At 63.7% G+C, this 23,593-nt stretch carries 21 protein-coding genes; 14 read left to right on the forward strand and 7 right to left on the reverse strand.

The window, feature by feature from the left end:
* Window positions 1-70: 70 nt before the first annotated feature.
* The 4 genes from PHX69_RS02425 to PHX69_RS02440 all read right to left on the reverse strand — a co-directional run bounded on the left by PHX69_RS02425 (window position 71) and on the right by PHX69_RS02440 (window position 5,123).
* On the reverse strand, window positions 71-1,000 hold the full coding sequence (locus tag PHX69_RS02425; protein WP_119013380.1) for a branched-chain amino acid ABC transporter permease: 930 nt from the start codon (window positions 998-1,000) through the stop codon (window positions 71-73).
* 16 nt (window positions 1,001-1,016) lie between these two features.
* Window positions 1,017-1,802, reverse strand: a complete 786-nt coding sequence (locus tag PHX69_RS02430; RefSeq protein WP_288042229.1) for an ABC transporter ATP-binding protein — start codon at window positions 1,800-1,802, stop codon at window positions 1,017-1,019.
* A 10-nt stretch (window positions 1,803-1,812) separates the two neighbouring features.
* Window positions 1,813-3,759, reverse strand: a complete 1,947-nt coding sequence (locus PHX69_RS02435; protein ID WP_288042230.1) for an AMP-dependent synthetase/ligase — start codon at window positions 3,757-3,759, stop codon at window positions 1,813-1,815.
* Window positions 3,760-3,929: 170 nt separating this feature from the next.
* Entirely contained in the window at window positions 3,930-5,123 is a 1,194-nt protein-coding gene (locus PHX69_RS02440; protein ID WP_119013377.1) for an ABC transporter substrate-binding protein, read from the reverse strand.
* Window positions 5,124-5,297: 174 nt separating this feature from the next.
* Here PHX69_RS02440 and PHX69_RS02445 point away from each other — a divergent pair, with 174 nt between their 5' ends.
* The 8 genes from PHX69_RS02445 (at window position 5,298) to htpG (ending at window position 15,771) form a co-directional block, all read left to right on the forward strand.
* Window positions 5,298-6,005, forward strand: coding sequence for a Crp/Fnr family transcriptional regulator (locus PHX69_RS02445; RefSeq protein WP_288042231.1), 708 nt, complete (start codon window positions 5,298-5,300; stop codon window positions 6,003-6,005).
* Between the two features lie 131 nt (window positions 6,006-6,136).
* Window positions 6,137-7,030 (forward strand): DUF4394 domain-containing protein, encoded by an 894-nt coding sequence (locus PHX69_RS02450; RefSeq protein ID WP_288042232.1) that lies wholly within the window; start codon window positions 6,137-6,139, stop codon window positions 7,028-7,030.
* 11 nt (window positions 7,031-7,041) lie between these two features.
* Window positions 7,042-7,653 (forward strand): methylamine utilization protein, encoded by a 612-nt coding sequence (locus tag PHX69_RS02455; protein WP_288042233.1) that lies wholly within the window; start codon window positions 7,042-7,044, stop codon window positions 7,651-7,653.
* Between the two features lie 50 nt (window positions 7,654-7,703).
* Window positions 7,704-9,992: a putative bifunctional diguanylate cyclase/phosphodiesterase gene (locus PHX69_RS02460; protein WP_288042245.1), complete on the forward strand. Its 2,289-nt coding sequence runs from the start codon at window positions 7,704-7,706 to the stop codon at window positions 9,990-9,992.
* Between the two features lie 567 nt (window positions 9,993-10,559).
* Window positions 10,560-11,378: a pseudouridine synthase gene (locus PHX69_RS02465; protein ID WP_288042246.1), complete on the forward strand. Its 819-nt coding sequence runs from the start codon at window positions 10,560-10,562 to the stop codon at window positions 11,376-11,378.
* Window positions 11,379-11,434: 56 nt separating this feature from the next.
* Window positions 11,435-12,367 carry an exopolyphosphatase gene (locus PHX69_RS02470; RefSeq protein ID WP_119013420.1) on the forward strand — a complete coding sequence of 311 codons (933 nt, stop codon included), beginning with the start codon at window positions 11,435-11,437 and terminating at the stop codon, window positions 12,365-12,367.
* 37 nt (window positions 12,368-12,404) lie between these two features.
* The gene (locus tag PHX69_RS02475; protein WP_288042234.1) at window positions 12,405-13,679 is read left to right on the forward strand and encodes an esterase/lipase family protein; all 1,275 of its coding nucleotides are present in this window, start codon (window positions 12,405-12,407) and stop codon (window positions 13,677-13,679) included.
* Window positions 13,680-13,818: 139 nt separating this feature from the next.
* Window positions 13,819-15,771 (forward strand): molecular chaperone HtpG, encoded by a 1,953-nt coding sequence (gene htpG / locus PHX69_RS02480; RefSeq protein WP_288042235.1) that lies wholly within the window; start codon window positions 13,819-13,821, stop codon window positions 15,769-15,771.
* A gap of 110 nt (window positions 15,772-15,881) precedes the next feature.
* On the opposite strand, the gene PHX69_RS02485 is transcribed toward htpG, so the two are convergent.
* A complete protein-coding gene (locus PHX69_RS02485) occupies window positions 15,882-16,025 on the reverse strand; it encodes a hypothetical protein (RefSeq protein WP_288042236.1) in 144 nt (47 codons plus the stop codon).
* Window positions 16,026-16,602: 577 nt separating this feature from the next.
* Here PHX69_RS02485 and PHX69_RS02490 point away from each other — a divergent pair.
* Complete coding sequence (locus tag PHX69_RS02490; protein ID WP_288042237.1) at window positions 16,603-17,259, forward strand: hypothetical protein; 657 nt, start codon at window positions 16,603-16,605, stop codon at window positions 17,257-17,259.
* Window positions 17,260-17,440: 181 nt separating this feature from the next.
* Window positions 17,441-17,758, forward strand: a complete 318-nt coding sequence (locus PHX69_RS02495) for a hypothetical protein (RefSeq protein ID WP_288042238.1) — start codon at window positions 17,441-17,443, stop codon at window positions 17,756-17,758.
* Between the two features lie 621 nt (window positions 17,759-18,379).
* On the opposite strand, the gene PHX69_RS02500 is transcribed toward PHX69_RS02495, so the two are convergent.
* Window positions 18,380-18,571 carry a hypothetical protein gene (locus PHX69_RS02500; RefSeq protein WP_288042239.1) on the reverse strand — a complete coding sequence of 64 codons (192 nt, stop codon included), beginning with the start codon at window positions 18,569-18,571 and terminating at the stop codon, window positions 18,380-18,382.
* Window positions 18,572-18,972: 401 nt separating this feature from the next.
* On the opposite strand from PHX69_RS02500, the gene PHX69_RS02505 reads away from it, so the two are divergent.
* The 4 genes from PHX69_RS02505 (at window position 18,973) to PHX69_RS02520 (ending at window position 22,076) form a co-directional block, all read left to right on the forward strand.
* Window positions 18,973-19,467 (forward strand): YiaA/YiaB family inner membrane protein, encoded by a 495-nt coding sequence (locus tag PHX69_RS02505; protein ID WP_288042240.1) that lies wholly within the window; start codon window positions 18,973-18,975, stop codon window positions 19,465-19,467.
* 65 nt (window positions 19,468-19,532) lie between these two features.
* Window positions 19,533-20,000: a hypothetical protein gene (locus tag PHX69_RS02510; protein ID WP_288042241.1), complete on the forward strand. Its 468-nt coding sequence runs from the start codon at window positions 19,533-19,535 to the stop codon at window positions 19,998-20,000.
* Between the two features lie 11 nt (window positions 20,001-20,011).
* Window positions 20,012-20,911 (forward strand): DUF2145 domain-containing protein, encoded by a 900-nt coding sequence (locus PHX69_RS02515; RefSeq protein WP_288042242.1) that lies wholly within the window; start codon window positions 20,012-20,014, stop codon window positions 20,909-20,911.
* Window positions 20,912-21,020: 109 nt separating this feature from the next.
* Window positions 21,021-22,076, forward strand: a complete 1,056-nt coding sequence (locus tag PHX69_RS02520) for a zinc ribbon domain-containing protein (RefSeq protein ID WP_288042243.1) — start codon at window positions 21,021-21,023, stop codon at window positions 22,074-22,076.
* A 31-nt stretch (window positions 22,077-22,107) separates the two neighbouring features.
* Here PHX69_RS02520 and PHX69_RS02525 read toward each other — a convergent pair.
* A partial coding sequence (locus tag PHX69_RS02525) for a methyl-accepting chemotaxis protein (RefSeq protein WP_288042244.1) occupies window positions 22,108-23,593 on the reverse strand: 1,486 nt, incomplete at its 5' end.

The following is a 23,593-nucleotide window of genomic DNA, read 5'->3' on the forward strand; positions in this document are numbered from 1 at the left end:
GGCACTGCGTGCCCTTCGCCGAAAAATCATTCTTCGCTGCGCGAAGCACCCTTCGGGCGGATCGTGTGTTTCACACCCGATCAATGATTTTTTCACCGAACAGCCCTTGCGGACGGAACAGCAGGAAGGTCAGTGCCAGCACGTAGGCAAACCAGATCTCGATACCGCCGCCCACGTAAGGGCCCAGGTACACCTCGGAGAGCTTCTCGCCCACGCCGATGATCAGGCCGCCGATGATGGCGCCGGGCACCGAAGTGAGGCCGCCCAGAATCACCACTGGCAGGGCGCGCAGCGCCACGGTGGTGAGCGAGAACTGCACACCCAGCTTGCTGCCCCAGATCATCCCGGCCACCAGGGCCACGACACCGGCCACGCACCAGACGATGACCCAGATGCGGTTGAGCGGAATGCCGATAGATTGCGCCGCCTGGTGGTCATCGGCCACAGCGCGCAGGGCGCGGCCCGTGGTGGTCTTCTGGAAGAACACACTCAGCAGCACCACCAGCGCAGCGGCGATGGCAGCGGCATACACGTCTTCCTTGTTGACCAGCACGCCCCCCGGAAACACCGAGTCGAGCATGAAAATCGGGTCTTTGGGCATGCCGATATCAATTTTGTAGATATCGCTGCCAAAGATGGTCTGGCCCAAGCCTTCCAGGAAGTAGGTGATGCCCAGCGTGGCCATCAGCAGCGTGGCGCCTTCCTGGTTGACCAGGTGGCGCAGTACCAGGCGCTCAATCACCCATGCCACTGCAAACATGAAGATGCCTGCAATCACAAAGGCCAGCAGGTTGGCCAGCAGCATGCTGTCGATGCCCGTCCACTTGGGGATCCATTCGGCAAAACGGGCCATGGCCAGCGCTGCGAACAGCACCATGGCGCCTTGCGCGAAGTTGAACACGCCAGAGGCTTTGTAGATCAGCACAAAGCCGAGCGCCACCAGCGAATACAGCATGCCGGCCATCAGGCCGCCAATCAGGGTTTCAAGAAAAAATGCCATTTTTTGTTCTCCCGGCTCAGTGGCTCGTGCCCAGGTAGGCGCGGATCACGTCTTCGTTGTCACGGACTTCTTCGGGGGCGCCGTCGCCGATTTTTTTGCCGTAGTCCAGCACCACCACGCGGTCAGAGATGTCCATCACCACGCCCATGTCGTGCTCGATCAGCACGATGGTGGTGCCGAACTCGTCGTTCACGTCCAGGATGAAGCGGCACATGTCTTGCTTTTCCTCGACGTTCATGCCGGCCATGGGCTCGTCCAGCAGCAGCACTTGCGGCTCCATGGCCAGGGCGCGGCCCAGGTCGACGCGCTTTTGCAGGCCGTAGGGCAGCTGGCCCACCGGCGTTTTGCGGAAGGCCTGGATTTCCAGGAAGTCGATGATGTGCTCGACAAACTCGCGGTGCTTTTCTTCTTCGCGCTGGGCCGGGCCGATGCGCAGCGCCTGCATCAGCAGGTTGCTTTTGATCTTCAGGTTGCGCCCGGTCATGATGTTGTCGATCACGCTCATGCCCTTGAACAGCGCCAGGTTCTGGAACGTGCGGCCAATGCCCATCTCGGCCACCTGGCGCGAGTTCATGTGGGCAAAGGTCTGGCCCCGGAAGGTGATGGAGCCTTCCGAGGGTGTGTACACGCCGTTGATGCAGTTGAGCATGGAGCTCTTGCCAGCGCCGTTGGGGCCAATGATGGAGCGGATCTCGTGCTCTTTCACGTTGAAAGAGATGTCGGTCAGCGCCTTCACGCCACCAAAGCGCAGGCTGATGTTCTTGACGTCGAGGATGACGTCGCCAATCTTCTTGGTGCTCATGGGTGTGTCTTTAGGCAGCGGCTTTCACCGGGGTGAATGTTTTGGCGTCCGAGAGCTTGAGCGTGGCACTGACGCTGCCCGTGCGACCATCTTCGAACTTGACCTGGGTTTCGATGTACTGCTCGGTGCGGTCTGCGTACAGCGCATCGACCAGCACGCCGTACTTGTCGGCAATGAAGCCCCGGCGCACTTTGTTGGTGCGGGTGAGTTCGCCGTCATCGGCGTCCAGCTCCTTGTGCAGGATCAGGAAGCGGCTGACCTGGCTACCCGCCAGCAAGGTGTCGTTGGCCAGATCGGCGTTGACCTTTTCCACACACTCGCGGATGAATTCGTACACCTCGGGTTTTTGCGCCAGATCGGTGTAGCCCGCGTAGGGAAGGTTGCGCCGCTCAGCCCAGTTGCCCACGGCATCGAAGTCGATGTTGATCATCACGCACACGCGCTCGCGGCCATCGCCCAGCGCCACCACTTCCTTGATGTGCGGGAAGAACTTGAGCTTGTTCTCGACGTACTTGGGGGCAAACATGGCACCGTCGTTGGGGCCGCCCTTGATGCGGCCCACGTCTTTCACGCGGTCGATGATCTTGAGGTGGCCGTTGGCGTCCAGGAAACCGGCGTCGCTGGTGTGGTACCAGCCATCGGGTGTCAGCACCTCGGCGGTGGCGGCGGGGTTCTTGTAGTACTCCTTGAGCAGGCCAGCGGACTTGACCAGGATTTCGCCGTTGTCGGCCAGCTTGATCTGCACGCCCCGGATGGGCACGCCCACGGTGTCGGCGCGGGCCTGGTTGTCGGGTTGCAGGCAGACGAACACGGCCGTTTCGGTGGAGCCGTAGAGCTGCTTGAGGTTGATGCCGATGGAGCGGTAAAAAGTGAACAGGTCAGGGCCGATGGCTTCGCCCGCCGTGTAGGCCACCCGCACCCGCGAAAAGCCCAGGTTGTTGCGCAGCGGCCCGTACACCAGGAAGTCGCCCAGCGCGTACTTGAGCTTGTCGAGTGCGCCCACGTTTTCGCCGTCCATCAGCGCCGGGCCCACGCGCTTGGCCACGTTCATGCAAGCCTCGAACATCTTGCGCTTGAGGCTGCCTGCGTCTTCCATGCGGATCATCACGCTGGTCAGCAGGCCTTCGAAGATGCGCGGGGGTGCGAAGTAGTAGGTGGGGCCGACTTCTTTCAGGTCGATGGTCACGGTGCTGGCCGATTCGGGGCAGTTGACCACGTAGCCGCAGGCCAGCCACTGTGCGTAGCTGAAGATGTTCTGGCCAATCCAGGCCGGTGGCAGGTAGGCCAGCACTTCTTCGCTGCTGGTGAGCTTGTCGAACTCGGCGCCCGCCGTAGCGCGGTCGAGCAAACTGCCGTGCGTGTGCACCACGCCCTTGGGGTTGCCGGTGGTGCCCGAGGTGAAGAACATGGCGGCCACATCGTCGGGCTGCACCTTGGCCACTTCAGCGCGGAACCATTGTGGGTTTTTGCGGGCGAATTCGCTGCCCGATTCGATCAGGGTGTCGTAAGACGCCAGGCCTTCTTCGCTGTATTTGCGCAGTCCGCGCGGGTCGTCGTAGTAAATGTGGGAAATGCCGGGGCAGCGGTCGCGGATTTCGAGCAGCTTGTCTACCTGCTCCTGGTCTTCGACCACGGCAAAGCGCACTTCAGCGTTGTTCAGGGGGAACACGCATTCGGCGGCCACGGCATCCTGGTACAGCGGCACTGGAATGGCGCCCAGCGACTGCGCTGCCAGCATGGTGGCGTACAGGCGGGGGCGGTTGGCACCGATCACCACCATGTGTTCACCACGGCGCAGGCCCGCCTGGTGCAGGCCGGCAGCGACCTTTTCTACCAAAGCAGTCAGGGCAGTCCAGGAGTGGGGCTGCCAGATGCCATATTCTTTTTCGCGCAGCGCCGCGGCGTCGGGGCGCTCGGCAGCATGCTTGAGCAGCAGTTGCGGGAACGTGGTCTTCATTCCGGGTCCTCAAAAGTTCAGGGAGGCAGGCCCGTAGGGCTTGCGGTGGCGGGCCATGGGCCTGCAGTTTCCCTTGCATGGTAGGCCGTACTTTGACGTCAATTTGTCTTTGTGGCGACAATTTGCGGGTTTCCCCGGGTCGGGTAAAACCCTTGTGTGCGCGCAGTTTCTCAGCGGATCAGGCGGCCATCGCGCCCCACCACGGTCAGCTCCACAAAGCGCGATGCATTGCGCTCGGGGGTGGTGGCGTTGATCTCGAACCCCCCCAGGTCCAGCTTTTTCAGGCTCCAGGTGGCGTCGATGAAAGCGGCGCGCGTGGGGTTCTTGCCTGCGCGCTGCAAGGCCTCGGCAAACACCCGGGCGTTGATGTAGCCCTCCAGCGCGATGTGCGATGGTTCGGCGTTGGCGTCCAGCGCCCGCCAGGCCTTGAGGAAGTCGCGTGCCACGGCGGTGGCGGCGTTGGTGGGCACGGGCACCACCTGCGAGATGGCCATGCCGGTGGCGTCCTGCCCCAGCGCCTTGATGTTGGCGCTGGTGCCCAGCACCGAAACGGCATACAGGCTCACTCCCCGGCGCGCTGCGCGAAAGTGTTTGACAAATTCCAGTGCAGGCTTGCCTGCCAGCCCGACCAGCACCGCTTCGGGGCCGCTGTCGGCGAGTTTGTGGGCCGCTGTCTTGGCGTCCGAGGCATCGCTCTCGACCGTGGCCGAGACGGCATCGGGCAGGCGCGCACGCACCATGGCCTGCTGCGCGCCGGTGAACACTTCGCGGCCAAAGGTGTTGTTCTGGTAGGCAATGCCGATGCGCTTGATGCCAATGGTGGCCAGGTGCTGCACCAATTTGTCGGCCTCTTCGGCGTAGCTGGCGCGGATGTTGAAGATGTGCCGCGCCCCAGCCACGCGCGAGACCTGGCCGCCGGTGTAGGGCGCAAAAAACGGCATGTTGCCGTTGTTCAGCTTGGGCAGCATGGCCTCGACCATGGGGGTGCCAAAGCAGTTGAACAAGGCAAAGCAGTCGGGGTCGGCCAGCAGCTGCTCCAGGTTGGACAGGGCGCGCGGCACCTCGTAGGCGTCGTCCAGGCTGTGCAGCTCGATAGGGCGGCCATGGATGCCGCCGCGTGCATTGATGACCGCCAGCGCCGCCTTGGCGCCTTGTTGCAGGGCCGTACCCAGGTCGCCCAGTGGGCCGCTCAGTGCGGTGGTCTGGCAGATTTTCAGGGGCGTCTCCTGCGCCCGGGCACTGTGCATGCCCACCCAGGGCAGTGCCAGCGCAGTGCCCAGCAGGCGCCGGCGTGCAGGCGAGGCGGGGGTGGCAGGGCCAGCGGCGCAGGCCGGGGCACAAGGTGCGTCAACAAGGTGGTGCATGGTGGTCGGGTTCCTGAATCCTGAAGAGAGGAGGGGGCCGCAAGGCAGCGCAGGCGGCCATCATGGGCCAGTGTGCAGTCAGAGTTTGTCTTGCAGCTGACAATCTGGCTCGTGGAAATCCCGTAGCCGTGGCGCTGCCGACGGCCTGTTTTTGTCTCGCGCACCCGTTGAACCATGCATGAACTTTCGCTGCACCAGCGCCGCCGTTTGCCACGCGCTGAAGAAATCGATGGCATCCCCTGGCTGGCTGCGTTGCGGCCTGCCGAGCGTGAGCGGGCCGTGGCCTCGCTGCTGGTGGGAGATGCCAGCGCGGGCGACTATGTGTGCCGCGTGGGCAAGCCGGTGACGTACTGGTTTGGTGTGGTGGAAGGGCTGCTCAAGATGAGCGCCGACAGTGCCGACGGCGCCTCCATGACCTTCACCGGCGTGCCGCCGGGCGGCTGGTTTGGCGAGGGCACGGCCCTCAAGCGCGAGCCCTATCGCTACAACATCCAGGCGCTGCGCAAAAGCGTGGTGGCGGGCCTGCCCATAGACACCTTTCACTGGCTGCTGGACCACTCGATTGGCTTCAACCGCTTTGTGATGAACCAGCTCAATGAGCGGCTGGGCCAGTTCATCGCCGCGCGCGAGATCGACCGCCTGAACAACCCCGACGTGCGTGTTGCGCGCAGCCTGGCGGCGTTGTTCAACCCGGTGCTCTACCCCAGTGTGGGCGAGGTGCTGCGCATCACCCAGCAAGAGATGGCCTACCTGGTGGGCCTGTCGCGCCAGCGGGTCAATGAGGCGCTGGCCACGCTGCAATCGCAGGGTGTGATCCGGGTGGAATATGGCGGTCTGCGCGTGCTGAACCCCGATGCGCTGCGCTCCAGCATATTTCATTAAAAATGGCCTCCAGGCCAATGTGGATGGGCGCAAGCAGCTATTCAATTGGTAGCAATTTCGATGCCCCTTCCTGCCCTGGCAGAGGCCGTGCATCAGGTATAACCAACGCACTTGCTGCAAGGAGTTTTTCCATGACGTGGATGTTTGTGCCGGTGCGTCACCGGTTTTTCCTGGCGGTGCTGCCTGCACTGCTGGCGGGCTGTGCCAGCCTGACCACTCCCCCGGCGCCAGTGCGCACCGAGGTGGTGCTGGCCGTCACGGCATCCATGGAGCTGCTCACGTTCAACGCGGGCCAGCCCGCACACATCTTGCAGCGCACGCCCATCACCGGCCTGCCTGCGGGCGATGCGCTGGTGGGCATCGACTACCGCGTGGCGCGGGGCGTGCTGTATGCGCTGTCGCAGGCGGGGCGCCTGTACACGCTGGACGCCCGCAGCGGTGCCTTGCAGCCCGTGGGCGCAGGTGCCTCGCTGGCGTTGCCGCAGGGCGCTTTTGGCATGGACTTCAACCCCACCGTCGATCGCATCCGGGTGGTGGGCCCCGGCGGCCTGAACCTGCGTCTGCACCCCGATACGGGCGCGCAGGTCGATGGCGATGCCGCCCAGAGCGGCGTGCAGCCCGATGGCGCCCTGCACTACGCTGCGGACGACGCCCACGCAGGCCAGCGGCCCGACATCGTGGCCGCCGCCTACACCTACAACATCCGCAACGAGCAGCTCACCACCAACTACGCCATCGACCGCCGCCAGGGCACGTTGGTCATGCAAGGCTCGCTGGAGGGCGCCGTGCCCGTGGTATCGCCCAACACCGGCGCCTTGCGCACCGTGGGTGCCCTGGGGCTGGGGCCGCTGGCCGATGCGGCGTTCGATATTTCGGATGTGTCCAATACCGCGCTGGTGGCGCTGCGCACCGGGGGTCATGCGTCCACCCGGCTCTACCAGATTGACCTGGCCAGTGGCCGCGCGACGGCGCTGGGCACCGTGGGCGATGGCGCAGCGCTGCTGGGCATCGCCATTGCGCCATGAGGTGCGCGGACATGGGCGCCCACGGGGGTGCAGTCCTGCTGTGGTGCGCCGGGGCTTGGCTGGCTGCGAGCGCACAGGCCGCTGACGTACAGGTGCAGGTACAGGACGCCAGTGGCCGCAGCGTGGCCGATGCGGTGGTGTTTCTGGAGTCTGAACAGGCGCGCCGCCAGGTGCGCCCCGTGGCGGGCCTGGAGATGGCGCAAAACCACAAACAATTTGTGCCCCAGGTGCTGATCGTGCCGGTGGGCAGCGAGGTGCGCTTTCCCAACCACGACACGGTGCGCCACCATGTCTATTCGTTCTCGCCCGCAAAGAAGTTCGAACTCAAGCTCTACGCCGGCACGCCCGCCCAGCCGGTGCGCTTTGAGCAAAGCGGCGTGGTGGTGCTGGGCTGCAACATCCATGACCAGATGGTGGGTTGGGTGCTGGTGCTCGACACCCCCTACTACGCCCAGACCAGTGCCAGCGGCCAGGCGGCCCTGAGCGCCGTGCCCGCAGGCCGCTACCGGCTGCGCACCTGGCACGCCCGGTTGCCCGCAGGGGCGCCAGTACCCGAGCAGGCCCTGGAGGTATCTGCCTCCGGTGCCACCGCCCTGGTGCGGCTGGCGGAGCTGGCACCTTGAGCGCGCTGCACGTAGGTTGGCAGCGCAGCCTGGTGGTGCGGCTGGTGGGCATGTCTTTGCTGTTGCTGCTGTTGGTGCAGGTGGCCGGATTTGGCGTAGTGCGCGCCGCCATCGAGCGCAATGCACGCAGCCAGATTGCCCGCGCGCTGGACACCGATGAAAACGTCTGGCGCCACCTGCTGGCGCAAAACGCCGATCGTCTGCGCCAGGGTGCCACGCTGCTGGCGGCAGACTACGGCTTTCGCTCGGCGGTGCATTCGGACGATCTGGACACCATCGAATCGGCCCTGCAAAACCACGGCCTGCGCCTGGGCGCTTCCGTCACTGCGCTGCTGGACACGGGCTTGCAACTGCGCTCGGTCAGCCGCGCCCAGGGCATGGGCGACCTGCAAGACGCGCTGGCCCAGATGCTGCCCGTGCTCTCGGGCACGCAGCAAGGCAGCCACATCGCGGTGGTGGACGGCTTACCCTACCAATTCGTGCTGGTGCCTTTGAAGGCGCCCGTGCTGGTGGGCTGGGTGCTGATGGGCTTTCCGGTACACCAGGCGCTGGCCGATGAAATGCACCAGCTGCTGTCGGTGCAGGTGGCGCTGCGCGTGCGCGCTGCCGATGGCGCCTGGGCTGTGCCCGTCAGCACCCTGCCCGAAGGTGCGTTGCAGATGCTGCGCGCACAGACCGGCCCCGTTACCGAGCTGGCCAGTGTCCAAGGCACCTTGCTGGCGCGTGCCAGCGCCCTGGCCGATGGCCAGGCGCAGGCGCTGCTGCTGCGCTCGGTCGATGAGGTCGTCGCCCCGTACCGCCAGTTGCAGGTGCTGCTGGCCATCATCACCGTGGTGGGTCTGCTGCTGGCCGCGCTGGGCAGCGGCCTGATGGCGCGGCGCGTCACCACGCCGCTGCGCTCGCTGGTGCTGGGCACCCAGCGCCTCTCGCGCGGCGAGTACGACGTGCCCGTCGAGCACACCGACCGCAACGACGAGGTCGGCTACCTGGCCCGCTCGTTTGATCACATGCGCATCGGCATTGCCGAGCAGCAAGCCGAAATCCGCCACCTGGCGTACTGGGATCGCCTCACCGGCCTGCCCAACCGCGAGCGCTTTCGCGACACCGTGTTGCAGGCCATCGAGGCCCACGCCGCCTACACCACGCAGGCCATGCCGCTGGCGGTGATTACGCTCGACCTCGACCGCTTCAAACACGTCAACGACGTGCTGGGCTACGCCTTTGGCGATCAGTTGCTGCAAGCCGTGGCCGACCGCCTGCGCCAGCAGGTCATGGCCCACGGCGACATGGTGGCGCGCCTGGGCGGCAACGAATTCGCCCTGCTGCTGCGGCGCACCGACGCGTCTGCCGCGCTGGAAGTGGCGCGGCGCATCGCCCACGCCTTTGAAGAGCCCCTGGCCTTTGGCGAGCAAACCGTGGACTTGAGCGCGGGCATGGGCATTGCCTGCTGGCCCACAGATGCCACCGATGTCGATACGCTGCTGAGCCACTCCGAGGTGGCCATGTACGCCGCCAAGCGCCGCCTCGATGGCCCCCAGCTCTACGACGCGGCACTGGACTCGGCCAGCGCGCAAACCCTGTCGCTGCTGACCGAGCTGCGCCGCGCCGTCGAGCAAAACGAGCTGCGCCTGTACCTGCAACCCAAAGTGGCCTTGCAAGGCGGCCACGGCCTGGCCGCCGAAGCCCTGGTGCGCTGGCAGCACCCGCAGCGCGGCCTGGTGCCGCCTGCCGAGTTCATCCCGTTTGCCGAGCAGACCGGCTTTGTGCGCCAGCTCACGCTGTGGATGTTCGATGCCGCTGCCCGCTTGCTGGCCGACGAGCGCACGCGGGGCATGGGGCTGCGCATCTCGGTCAACCTGTCCACCCGCGACCTGCTCGACCCCGCCCTCAGCGTGCGCCTGGGTGCCATGCTGGTGCGCCACGGCGTGCAGGCCAGCGCTTTTTGCCTGGAGATCACTGAAAGCGCCATCATGGACGACCCCCAGCGCGCCGAGGCCATGCTCAACCGCCTGTCGCAGCAGGGCTTCAAGCTCTCGATCGACGACTTCGGCACCGGCTACTCCTCGCTGGGCTACCTCAAGCGCCTGCCGGTCGATGAGCTGAAAATCGACAAGTCTTTTGTCATGGGCATGCAGACCGATGAGAACGATGCCACCATCGTGCGCTCCACCATCGACCTCGCGCACAATCTCGGGCTCACGGTGGTGGCCGAGGGGGTGGAGAACGCCGCCATCCTGGAGCGGTTGCGTGCGCTGGCCTGTGATGAAGCGCAGGGCTACCATATCGCCCGCCCCTTGCCGGTGGATGCCTTTCTGGCCTGGCACGCACAGCAGACCTGAGGCGATGCCCATGCCCGGCCCATCCGCCCGGTTTATTTATGCCAAATCCGTGCCCAGCCCTTGCTTGGTGGGCGCGACCAGCTATCAAATTTGAAATTTATGTCCTCTGCCGCCCGCCCTCCCCGGGGCCCTGATGCCCCGCTGACCGCCGCCGCGCCAGCGCCCGGGGGCCAGTCTGCGCGGCCCGTGCTGCGCCGCCCGGTGCTCTCGTCCGCGCCCAGTGCGCCAGCGCCTGCCGGTGCCCGCCCCCCGCGCTCTGCGCCCCGGGGCGCCGCTTCCGCACCGCGCGAGGACGGCCACCGCCCGCCCGCGCCCGCCAACCGCGTCTGGTCGGCTGATGCGCCGCCCGCCCGCCCGGCAGGCACTGCGCCCCGTGGCAACGCCAGTGCCCCGCGCCCCGCAGGCAGCGCCCCGCGTGGTGGCGCCCCGGTGCCACCGGCCTACCGCGCGCCCCGTGGCGCTGCCCCCACACCGTCCCGTGCCGCCGACCCCGCCGCACCCCGCACCAGTGCCGCGCGCCCGGCCCCCGGCCCGCGCCCGGCACCAGCGCCCAATCCCGATGGCAGCATGCGCCTGAACAAGCGCCTGGCCGAACTGGGCCTGTGCTCGCGCCGTGAGGCCGACGACTGGATTGCGCGCGGCTGGGTCTATGTGAACGGCGAAGTGGCCGAGATGGGCGTCAAAGTCACGCCGCAAGACCGCGTCACCGTCGAGCGCGCGGCCCAGCGCCAGCAAGACAGCCAAGTCACCATCCTGCTGAACAAGCCCATCGGCTACGTCTCGGGCCAGGCCGAAGACGGCCACACCCCGGCGGTGATGCTCATCAACCCGCGCACCCACTGGCAGGGTGACGCCAGCGGCCTGCGCTTTACGCCGCCGCACCTGCGCGGCCTGGCGCCCGCCGGGCGGTTGGACATCGACTCGGTGGGCCTGTTGGTGCTGACGCAGGATGGCCGCGTGGCGCGCCAGCTCATCGGTGAAGACTCTGAGCTGGAAAAAGAATACCTGGTGCGCGTGGTTTACCACGGCCCCGGCCAGGCTCCCATCAGCCACCCCGATGCACGCAGCGCGCCGCTGCAAGAAATCCACGAGCACGACCCGGTCAGCACCAACGTGCAGGCGGTGTTTCCGCCCGCGCTGCTCGATCGCCTGCGCCACGGCCTGAGCCTGGACGGCCAGCCGCTCAAGCCCGCCCGCGTCGAATGGCAAAACCCCGAGCAGCTGCGCTTTGTGCTCACCGAGGGCAAAAAACGCCAGATCCGCCGCATGTGTGAGCAAGTGGGCCTCAAAGTGGTGGGCCTCAAGCGCATCCGTATGGGCCGCATCACGCTGGGCAACCTGCCCGTGGGCCAGTGGCGCTATCTGGCGCCCGGCGAGCGGTTCTGAGCGCGCGCACATTTTTGTTTTTTCATGACACCAACCCTGCCTTTCAGGAGAACCCCGTGAGCCAACCCCCCTACCGACTGGTGACCCGCAGCGACTTTGATGGCCTGGTGTGCGCCGTGCTGCTCCATGAGCTGGAGCTGATCGACGACATCCTGTTCGTCCACCCCAAAGACATGCAGGACGGCAAGATCGCCATCACCGAGCGCGACATCACCACCAACCTGCCTTACGTGCCCGGCGCGCACCTGGTGTTTGACCACCACGAGTCCGAAACCGTGCGCAACACCGGCGAGCGTGCCAACCACATCATCGAGGCGCATGCCCCCTCGGCGGCGCGCGTGGTGTACAACCACTACGGTGGCAAGGCGCGTTTTCCGCGCGTCACCGACGAGATGATGGCCGCCGTCGATCAGGCCGACTCGGCCCAGTATTCGCGCGAAGACATCCTCGACCCCCAAGGCTGGGTGCTGCTGAACTACCTGATGGACTCGCGCACCGGCCTGGGGCGTTTTCGCGAATTCCGCATCAGCAACTACCAGCTGATGATGGACCTCATCAAATACTGCCGCGACCACACCATCGCGCAAATCCTGGCCCTGCCCGATGTGCAAGAGCGCGTCACGCTCTACTTTGACCACGCCGCCCGCGCCAAAGAGCAAATCCTGCGCTGCGCCACCCAGCACGGCAACCTGGTGGTGCTGGACTTGCGCGCTGAAGAAACCATCTGGGCGGTCAACCGCTTCATGATTTACGCGCTGTTCCCCACGGCCAACATCTCCATCCATGTGATGTGGGGTGTGCAAAAGCAGAACACCGTGTTTGCCACCGGCAAGTCCATTCTTGACCGCAGCAGCCAAACCCACGTGGGCAATCTGATGCTCGAATACGGCGGTGGCGGCCACAACGCGGCGGGCACCTGCCAGATCGCCAACGAGCAGGCCGAAACCGTTTTGCAAGCGCTGGTGCAGCGCATTCGCGCCGACGGCTGAGCATTGCGCGCTGGCCCCACGCAATGGGGCTCCACGCATGACTGCCCCCAAGCCCCCTCCCGCCGCTGGCCCGCCGCCGCCTCCTGGCGGCGTGCTGCGCCAGTGGCGCATGGCCGACCTGCGCGGCGCCGCCCGCCTGGCCACCCAGGCCACGCAGGGCGTGACCCACATCGTCGAGGGCATCCACCAGTCGGTGCTGGGCACCCTGGGCGTGCCCGGCGGCACTGAGCCGGGCCGCACGCGCGGCCTGACGGGGCTGGTGTACCGGGGCATCTACGGTGCCACCGGCCTGGTCGATGCTGCCTTACAGGGCGCACTCTTGCGCCTGGAGCCCTGGTTGCCCAGCCCGCAAGATGCAGCGGCCAAAGCCGCCCCGCAGCGCCAGGCGGTGCTCGCCGCCCTCAACGGCGTCATGGGCGACCGCCTGGCCCAGGACGCCAACCCGCTGGCCACCCCCATGGGGCTGTACCAGCACGGCCAGCCGCTGGATGTGGCCGCCCTGCACGCCCGTGGTGGCGCCACGGGCAAGGTTTTGCTGCTGGTTCACGGCCTGTGCATGAACGACCTGCAATGGCAGCGCGCAGGCCACGACCACGGCCAGCACCTGGCCCGGGCGCTGGGCTACACGCCGGTATACGTGCGCTACAACAGCGGCCTGCACACCTCGGTCAACGGGCGCGCGCTGGCGGGCCTGATCGACACCTTGCTGGCCGACTGGCCCGTGCCGGTGCAGACTTGCGCGGTGCTGGCGCACAGCATGGGTGGGCTGGTGGTGCGCAGCGCCTGCCACCAGGGCCGCCAGGCGGGCCAGCACTGGCCGCAGCAGCTGGGCCCCATCGTTTTTTTGGGCACGCCGCACCACGGCGCACCGCTGGAGCGCGCGGGCCACTGGCTGCAACTGCTGCTGGGCAGCACGCCCTACAGCCGCCCGCTGGTGCGGCTGGGCCAACTGCGCAGCGCGGGCATCACCGACCTGCGCCACGGCCATGTGCTGGATGCCGACTGGCAAGGGCGCAGCCGCTTCCAGTCGGGCGCTGACCTGCGCCAGCCCCTGCCGCTGCCCGAGGGCGTGGCCTGCTATGCCATCGCCGCCACCCTGGCGCGCCAGCGCAGCCCCCTGGCCGAGCGCCTGGTGGGCGATGGCCTGGTGCCCCTGCGCAGCGCCCTGGGCCTGCACGACGACCCCGCCCGTACCCTGGCATTTGCCCCAGACCACCAGCGCGTGCTGCACGGCCTGGGGCACCTGGCGCTGCTCAGCGATGCGCGGGTGGCGCGCCAGCTGGTGCAGTGGCTGGCCACGCCCGGCATCTGAAAGCCCCGGGCGCTGCGGGCTGCGCGCCCTTGAAACACGCCCGCATGGCCCCACATCGGCTGCGCTGGCTGCGCCCCGGAGCATGTTCTGAGCGCCTGGCCATGTACCCCGTTCCAACCGTGAGACACCGACCTACACCATGAGCAAACAAACCCTCTCCTTCCAGGCCGAAGTGGCGCAACTGCTGCACCTTGTCACGCACTCGCTGTACTCCAACCCCGAAATCTTCGTCCGCGAACTGGTCTCCAACGCCTCGGACGCCTGCGACAAACTGCGCTTTGAGGCGCTGAACAACGCCGCCCTGTTCGAGAACGCGCCCAACCTGGAAGTGCGCGTCACCTTCGACAAAGACGCCAAAACGCTCACCATCACCGACAACGGCATCGGCATGAGCGCGCAAGAGGCCATCGACCACCTGGGCACCATCGCCAAGAGCGGCACCAAAGACTTCATGGGCAAGCTCTCGGGCGACCAGAAGCAAGATGCCCAGCTCATCGGCCAGTTTGGCGTCGGCTTTTACTCGGGCTTCATCGTGGCCGACAAGATCACCGTCGAATCGCGCCGTGCTGGCCTGCCCGTGAGCGAAGGCGTGCGCTGGGTCAGCGGCGGCAGCGGCGACTTTGAGGTCGAAACCATCGACCGCTCTGCGCGCGGCACCAGCGTCATCCTGCACCTGCGGGGTGATGCCGAGGAATACCTCAACGCCTGGAAGCTCAAGCAGGTCATAGCCAAATACTCCGACCACATCAGCCTGCCCATCCTGATGGAAAAGGAAGAGTGGAAAGAAAGCGAGAAAGAAGGCGAGCCCGGCGCCATGGTCAAGACCGGCGAATGGGAAACCGTCAACAAGGCCAGCGCCCTGTGGACGCGCCCCAAGAAAGAAGTCACCGACGAGCAGTACGCCGACTTCTACAAAGCCATCAGCCACGACTTTGAAGCGCCGCTGACCTGGGCGCACAACCGCGTCGAGGGCAACACCGAATACACGCAGCTGCTCTACATCCCGGCCAAGGCGCCGTTTGACCTGTGGAACCGCGACAAAAAAGCGGGCGTCAAGCTCTACGTCAAGCGCGTCTTCATCATGGACGACGCCGAAGCGCTGCTGCCCAGCTACCTGCGCTTTGTCAAGGGCGTGATCGACTCGGCCGATCTGCCGCTGAACGTCAGCCGCGAACTGCTGCAAGAAAGCCGCGACGTGCGCGCCATCCGCGAAGGCTCCACCAAGCGCGTGCTCAGCATGCTGGAAGACCTGGCCAAGCACGACCGCCACGACGCGCCCGCTGAAGGCACCGATGGCGTGACCGACGTGGTCGATGCCGACGACAAGGCCAAAGAAGGCAAATACAGCAAGTTCTACGCCGAGTTTGGCGCCGTGCTCAAAGAGGGCCTGGGCGAAGACTTTGGCAACCGCGAGCGCCTGGCCAAGCTGCTGCGCTTTGCCAGCACCACCAGCGACACCGTGAGCGTGGGCTTTGCCGACTACAAAGCGCGCATGAAAGAAGGCCAGGACGCCATCTACTACATCACCGCCGACAACCTGGCCGCTGCCAAAAACAGCCCGCAGCTCGAAGTGTTCAAGAAAAAGGGCATCGAAGTGCTCTTGATGACCGACCGCGTGGACGAGTGGGCGCTGAACTACCTGCAAGACTTTGACGGCACGCCGCTGCAATCGGTGGCCAAGGGCGCGGTGGACTTGGGCAAGCTGCAAGACGAGGCCGAGAAAAAAGCCGCAGAAGAAGCCGCCGAAGCCTTCAAGCCCGTGCTGGCCAAGCTCAAAGAAGCCCTGAAAGACAAGGCCGAAGACGTGCGCGTCACCTCGCGCCTGGTCGATTCACCCGCTTGTTTGGTGGTGCAGGACGACGGCATGAGCACGCAACTGGCGCGCATGCTCAAGCAGGCCGGCCAGAAGGCGCCTGAATCCAAGCCCGTGCTGGAAGTGAACCCCGAGCACGCGCTGGTGAAAAAGCTCGACGGCAGCGTGCACTTCCACGACCTGGCGCACATCCTGTTCGACCAGGCCCTGCTGGCCGAAGGCGGCCTGCCCGATGACCCCGCCGCCTACGTCAAGCGCGTGAACGCCCTGCTGGCCTGAAGCTGGTGAATATGGAGCCAAATCGGGCTCCAGCGCTTGCTGGATAAGCGCAAGCAGCTATCAAAATCAAAGCAAGACCCCGGCAGTGCGCAGGCACTGGCCGGGGTTTTTTATGCCTCTGCTTCCGCGATGGCTTCGATGCCCATGCCCGCAGGCGTGGTGTCGATCAGCGTGTGCAGCACGATCCACTCGGATGGCGGGCAGAGCGTGGCATACAGGGCAGTTCCAAGGTGGTGGCCGGAGGATTGCGCCACATTAAGTGGCGCATAAAGTGCTTTGCGCCACTTGATGTGGCACGCAAGTCGGTTTGTGCGCCACAAAACGGAGCGCCGGGAAATTGGAGGTGGATTCCAATTTTTAGCAAAAAAATGCTCTAGAGCGTGTTATGAACTTCGAAAAATTCTCTTTTGTGATAAGCACTTACGCACGTTTTTGCAAAAGTGGGAATCGTGGAATTCTTCAATAAAATCAAAGACTTGCACGGAAGTTCATAACACGCTCTAGCCCTTGCCAGTCAAGCGCAAGAAGCTATCAATACAGAAGCAAAACCCCGGTAGTGCGTAGGCACTGGCCGGGGTTTTTTGCTGGGGAAATTGCAAGCTGGGTGGCTGTGCTGTGTCAGTCGTGCAGTGCATCGATAAATTCGTCGGATTAGCCCCCGACTTGTTCAATTTGGGCATGTGAAGGTGCGCTATCGTTGTCTTGAGAAGAACACGGCGTAGATTGCTACACTGTTTGCGTTGAGTAACTTTATTTCTCAACAAATTAGTGATTTCTGTATTCAAAAAATCTCAGAAAATTTTTACTAAGATTAAATAAATTCAGTGTTAATTGTTTGAGATTTCTATGTCATGTAGCGTAGCGCTAGTCAAAATTCTTCCAGAAAATTTTTTAGAAGATTTTCTTAACGGAAGCCTGTACCTAAATACATGTGCATATTTTTCGCAACTCGATCAAAGCGATATCGTTCGGTCTGATCCGCACGATGGAGCTACAGAAGCAAGGCAAATACTGGAAGTGGCGATAAAAGACTCGATAGGGAATTGGATTCCAATTAGTGGTGTGGAGAATCCGATCATCTCTCGCAGCGATGAAATCTCAAATCTAAATATTCTTTGCTTCTATATGATGACCGACCTCCCGAAAGACGAGTTCGATGAACGGAATCTTGAATTTGGTAACGTTGCGGTCTTCATTTCCAATCTTTCAGATTTTATCCAAAGAGTTAATAGAGCGGCGGCTTCATCAAATTGGGTGGTGACAAAGGGGCCGGTGGAGTATGTTGAACGAAATGCTCATAATGGTTTTATGGGGCCGTTCCGTAAGTTTAAGAATTATTCTTATCAGCGTGAGTTTCGGTTTGTTTTTGCTACTGAGAAGCGGATGCCAATTCGTCTAGAAGTTGGTAATTTGCGAGATATTGTCTATGTGACTTCAAGCTCGAAGGTTGCAAGTATCTGGAAAGCTACGCGAGGCTCAAATTTCTAGCTTTTTCATCAAGAGAAATTCAAAATGCTATGCTTTTATTTTGCTTCAAATGTAAACTATTAGCACTTATTCCAAGGGCGCCAAAGTTGGCTTTTGCCATCACCGATGCGTTTAGCGCAGGTTTTACAGTTGCTTTGCCAGCTTTGATTTTTTGCGCTGGTACAGGTTTGCTTTTCTAGCTATGCTGATGATTCTTGCAGTGCTGTGCTTCGACCTTGTGTTGGCCCAGCACTGCAGCGGACAATGCTTCCTTTTACCGCTTAATTTAACCGTCATGACTCAGAAGAAAATTATGCCAAAAATGATTTTTATTTCTTGCCTTGCCATTCTTATAGCTGGGTGTGGAAATTCCGTCGAAGTTGATAAATGCGTTGCCCGAGGTGTTGAATATTTCAAGGAGATGGGGTCGTACCCGAATCTTACTTCTGCGCCAGATGCTGGGCGAAAAGCTGAAGATGTTGCTAGGGAGCGATGCGGGCGAACAGTTACAGCATTCTGATATGAGGTTTTTGTGAGTTATGCTAAATTCTCTAGTTTGATGCTGATAAGCGACACGGCTTAAATCAAGTATTGGTGGATATAGTTACTACTTTGGATTGATTTTAATTTTTATTGAATATATGAAAAATATTTATGTAGGATTTTCATTTGCTCTTTTGTCATTTGCATCGTTCGCGCAGCAGTCAACGAGTAAATCTATGTCATTTGAAGAGTGTCTGCAGGTTATTCAGAGAACTGCTACTCAGTTGGGCGTTGCTCCAGTCAATATAACAGAAACAGCGGATATGCGGATGGTTCGATTTTCAACCAGTGATGGATCTGTTTTGGTGACATGCAGTAGGCCAGATAGAAAAATGATTATGACTGTTTCTAAAAATTAAATTTGATTATTTATGTCTTGTTTTTTATGATGGTGCTGCTAGTTCAGTGCTAAATAAAGATTCTCCAGCTGCTGATTTTCTGTTAATTTAGTCAGCGCATCAATAATATTGGATTGCATTGATCTAATGATTTTTAAAGCTAACCAAAGTCAGTGGTGTCGCCTAATTGACTTTTGTGTAATCGAGTGCCCAATGTCATCTATGGCACTATGGCGATATTCAAGTCAGCTGCTGTAAGTTCACAGTTTTTGTCGTGGGACTCGGAGAAAAATACGCTGCCGGCCCTTGATGGATAAGCGCAAGCAGCTATCAAAATAAAAGCAAAACCCCGGCAGTGCGCAGGCACTGGCCGGGGTTTTTTCAGCCTCTGCTTCCGCGATGGCTTCGATGCCCATGCCCGCAGGCGTGGTGTCGATCAGCGTGCGCAACACGTTCCACTCGGATGGCGGGCAGAGCGTGGCATACAGGGCAGTTCCAAGGTGGTGGCCGGAAGATTGCGCCACATGAAGTGGCGCAAATAGGTTTCAACAGAGCGCCGCGAAATTGAAGGAAGAATTCCAGTTTTTACCCAAAAACCGCTCCAGCCCTTTTTGGGTAAGCGCAAGCAGCTATCAAAATCAAAGCAAAAGCCCGGAAGTGCGCAGACACTGACTGGGAGTTTTTTCAGCTCGGTGCAGGCGTGCGGGCAGGGGTTCCGGAGCCAGTCGGCTTAAAAAGTACCGCCAAAAGATACCAAGAAGACAAAAACAGGGCACTGGTCGATAAAAACGCCCTTCCCGGCAGGGTGGCGCGGCACGATACGCCCATCTCCAACCCACCGGCAGCAAACACCATGAACGCCTCCCACAGCAACACCACCCCTTTGATCCTGCGTGACACCCGTGCCTGGCAGTGGCAGGTGTGGGCCTCGTTTGGCGTGGCCGTGTTTTTGTGCGCCGTCGGCCTGGCCTGGTTGCCCGGCGAGCCGCTGGAGCAGGCTTTCATGGTGATGGGCTATGTGTTCTGCCTCAGCGCGGTGTTCGGCCTGTCGAAGTTTGTGCGCGACAACGACGGCGCCCGCCGGGGCGAGGCCACCGATACGCCCCTGTGGAAGCTGGTGGTGTGGGGCGGTTTTGCCATCGCCATGCTGCTCACCGGCTGGGGCCTGCTGGGCATGGACATCAACGACACCTACAAGGCGTTTCTGGGTGTGAGCTGGCTGTATCTGGTGACCACCGCCTTCACCCTGGCCAAGATGCTGCGCGACCGCCACGAGGCCGATGTGCTCGAAGCGCGCCTGCAAGGCCGCCGCGAAGCCGCCCAGGCCCGTGCGGGCAGTGTGGAGTGATGGTGGTGCCATCTGCTAGCGCTGGCCGTTACCCCCTGTACCCCATTTTTTCTGAGGAGCCTGTCATGAGCACTTGGTTGACTTTCCCCCTGGCACGCTGGCTGCTGGCCGCTAGCGCCCTGTGCAGCGCGGCGCTGCTGCCGCTGCCCGCGCAGGCGCAGAGCGAAGCATCGGCGGCGCTGTCTTTGCTGCCGCTGGCCTCGGTGGTGGGCACGGCGTCGGCGGGGGCTGCGGCCTCGGGGGCGGCGGTGGTGTTGCCCGCAGCGCTGTCGGTGGCCGGGGCGGTACTGACGGTGCAGGCTGTGCAGGTGTCTGCCGTGGGCACGGTGTACCTGCTGGAGCGCGCGTCCGATGGCGCCCAGGCCAGCGTGGAGGTGCTGGGGCGCGGCATTGGGGCATCGGCCCACGGCGTGGGGACGGTGGTGGCATGCAGCGTGATCGGCACCGGCGTGCTGCTGTCGGTGGCGGGCGAGGTGCTGGCCTTTGTGCCCAACGCCATCGGCCAGGCCCTGCTGCACAACGAGCGCCTGTGAGGAGCGCAGCCATGCACATTCCCATCGCACGCGCCACAGCCGCCCGGTACCGCCAGCACGCCTCGCACGCCCCGCGCCCTTTGCCCACGCAGCGCCCGGTGCGGGGCGCCGCGCTGCTGGCCAGCGCCCTGTGCGCCTTGGTGATCGCCGCCCCGGCACCGGCCCACGCGGGCCGCGCCTGCGACCGCGCCCAGCCCCCGGCCCTGCGCACCATCGAGCGCGGCATGGCGCTGGCCCAGCGCACCGCCGCCGCGCTGGACGCCGAGCACGCCCGCGCAGGCACCCAGGTAGTGCTGCTGGGCCGCGCCGGGCAAGACCTGAGCGCCTACGGCCTGCGCTACTCGCACCTGGGCTGGGCCTACAAAACGCCACAAGGCCCGTGGCGCATCGTCCACAAGCTCAACGACTGCGGCACGGCCGTGGGCCAGGTCTATCGCCAGGGGCTGGGCGAGTTCTTTATGGACGACCTGCACCGCTACGAGGCCGTCTGGGCCGTGCCCACGCCCGCCGTGCAGCAGCACCTGCTGGCCGTGCTGCCCGACAACGCGCGCGCCCGCGTGCTGCAACACCGCCCCTACAGCATGGTCAGCTACGCCTGGGGCCAGCGCTACCAGCAATCCAACCAGTGGGCCATCGAGACGCTGGCCGCCGCCATGGAGCCTGCCACCATCCGCACGCGCGACCAGGCGCAGGCGTGGTTGCAGTTCAAGGGCTATGTGCCGACCACGCTGCACATCCGCGCCTTGCAGCGCCTGGGCGCGCGCGTGGGATCGGCCCACATTGCGTTTGACGACCACCCGCCGCGCCAGCGCTTTGCCAACCAGATCGAGACCGTGACAGCCGACTCGGTGCTGGACTGGTTGCAGCGCACCCAGTGGACGGCTGCGCCGGTGGTGCTGCCAGAAAAATAATGCTAAAAATGGCCTCTGGCGCCCGCAGGATAAGCGCTAGCAGCTATTAAAAAAATAGTAATTTGCACGCACGGTCTACCATCGCATCCGTGATTCCAAGGAGCATCCCATGAGCAAACCCCTGCGCTTGTCTGAAAAATGGTTCCGCCGCGGCCTGTGGCTGGTGGCGCTGGTGTTTGCCAGTTTTTTGATTGGCTTGGGCGGCACCATCGTGGGCGATTTGCCCAAGGTGGAAGCCACGCTGCAACTCGATGATTTTCTGGACAAGGGCGCTGCCCAGGCCCTGCGCGCGCAACTCCAGCAGGCGCACACCGCCGAACAAGACGCCCAGACCGCGCTGGAGCAGGCCCAGTTGCAGCGCAGCAAAGCGCGCAGCGAAACCCAGGCCGAGCGCGAAACCTTCAGCAACTGGCTGGCCGCCCGCAGCGTGACCCAGCGCGCCGAGCACGACCCCGAGGTGCTGGTGCGCACCCAGGCGCTGGACGCCCTCAAGCAAACCGAGCGCCGCACCCAGCAGGCCGTGCAGGTGCAAGAACAAGCCGCGCTGGATGCGCGCCAAAACGCCGCAGCCACCCGCCAGCGCCTGAGCGATCTGGAAAGCAGCGGCTACGCCCGGATGAACGCCGAGCGCCGCAAGGTCGAGCTGCGCGTGTTTTTGTACCGCCTGGCACTGACCTTGCCGCTGCTGGCGCTGGCCGGGTGGCTGTTTGTCAAGCAGCGCCGCAGCACGTACTGGCCGTTTGTCTGGGGCTTTATCTGGTTTGCGCTGTTCGCCTTCTTTGTCGAACTGGTGCCCTACCTGCCCAGCTACGGTGGCTACGTGCGCTACGTGGTGGGCATTGCCGTGACGGTGCTGGTGGGGCGCTACGCCATCCTGGCCCTGAACCGCTACCTGGAGCGGCAAAGACAAGCCGAGGCGCTGCCCGACCAGGAGCGGCGCAAGGAGCTGGGCTACGACGTGGCCCTGGCGCGCCTGGCCAAAAACGTGTGCCCGGGCTGCGAGCGCCCGGTGGACTTGAAGAACGAGCAGATCGACTTCTGCCCGCACTGCGGCATTGGCCTGTTTGACCGCTGCGGCCACTGCCACACGCGCAAGAGTGCGTTTGCGCGCTTTTGCCACGCCTGCGGCACGGTGGCCGCAGGGCGCGCTGGCAGCGCCGATTGAGCTGGGCGCTGTCAGCGGGGCCCAGCCTGGGTCAGAAGCTTTCCCAGTCGTCGTCGTTTTTGCTGCTTTGCGCGGCGGCGATGCGTGGTGCGGGCGCTGCGGGTGCTGCCGCCTTGGGCTTGCCCGCCAGTGCGGGTGCCGGGCGCGCTGCGGGCGCGCGTGGGCTGGAGGCGCTGCGGGCCAGGGCCGGTTGGGCCGCCGGGGTGCTGGGGCGCACTGCGGGCGGGGGCGTGGCGCTGCGGTTCTGCACCTCGTAGCGGCCCAGCTGGAACACGGCCACGGCCTGCACCAGTTGCTGCGCCTGCTGGTTCAGGCTGGCGGCGGCGGCGGCCGATTCCTCGACCAGTGCGGCGTTTTGCTGCGTGACCTGATCGAGCTGGGCCACGGCCTCGCTGACCTGGCCAATGCCCACCGTCTGCTCGCTGGTGGAGGCGCTGATCTCGCGGATCAGGCCCGTCACGCGCTGCACCTCTTGCACGATGTGCTGCATGGTGGTGCCTGCGGTATCGACCAGTTTGCTGCCCGCGTCCACCTTGTCCACGCTGTTGCCAATCAGCACCTTGATTTCTTTGGCGGCCTCGGCGCTGCGCCCGGCCAGGCTGCGCACCTCACTGGCCACCACGGCAAAGCCCCGGCCTTGTTCGCCTGCGCGGGCGGCTTCCACGGCGGCATTCAGCGCCAGGATGTTGGTCTGGAAGGCAATGCCGTCGATCACGCCAATGATGTCGGCGATCTTGCGCGAGGCGGTGTTGATCTCTTCCATGGTGGTGACAACCTGCTCCATCACGGCGCCGCCCTGGGTCGCGGCATCGCTGGCGCTGGTGGCCAGCTGCGTGGCCTGGCGCGCGGTATCGGCGCTGGTCTGCACGGTGCTGGATATTTCTTCCATCGACGCGGCGGTTTGCTCCAGGTTGCTGGCCTGGGTTTCGGTGCGCTGGGACAGGTCGCTGTTGCCGGTGGCAATTTGCTGCGCGCCGGTGGCAATGCTGTCGCTGCTGGCGCGCACGGTGCTGACGATCTGGCGCAGCGATGCTTGCATCTCGTGCATGGCGTGGACCACGCTGGTGCGGTCGGCCCGGCTGTCGTCGATGGTGGTGCTCAGATCGCCTGCGGCGATGGCGTTGGCGGCGGCAGCCACATCGGCAGGCTCGCCACCGAGCTGGCGTGTCAGGCTGCGCGTGATCAGCGTCCCGATGGCCACGCCCGCCAGCACGCCGCCCAGGGTCAGGGCGATGAGCAGGGTGCGGATGTTGGCGTAAATCACGTCGGTTTCTTCGCTCAACGCCTTGGCATTGGCGCTTTTGCGTTCCACCAGTGCGGTCATCAGCTCGGTGAGCTTGTTGGCGGTGGGCGCACTGACGGTAAACAGCTGCCGCGTGGAGTCGGTCAACTCGGGCAGCGGCTCTGCGCGCAGCGTGGCGGCCATGTCTTTGGCAATGGCCTCGTAGGCCAGCAGGGCGTTGTGGGTATCGGCCAGCTGGGCCTTGCCCGCGGGTGTGAAGAAGGTTTTTTCTGCC

Source organism: Simplicispira sp. (assembly GCF_028687295.1).
Lineage (GTDB): Bacteria > Pseudomonadota > Gammaproteobacteria > Burkholderiales > Burkholderiaceae_C > Simplicispira > Simplicispira metamorpha.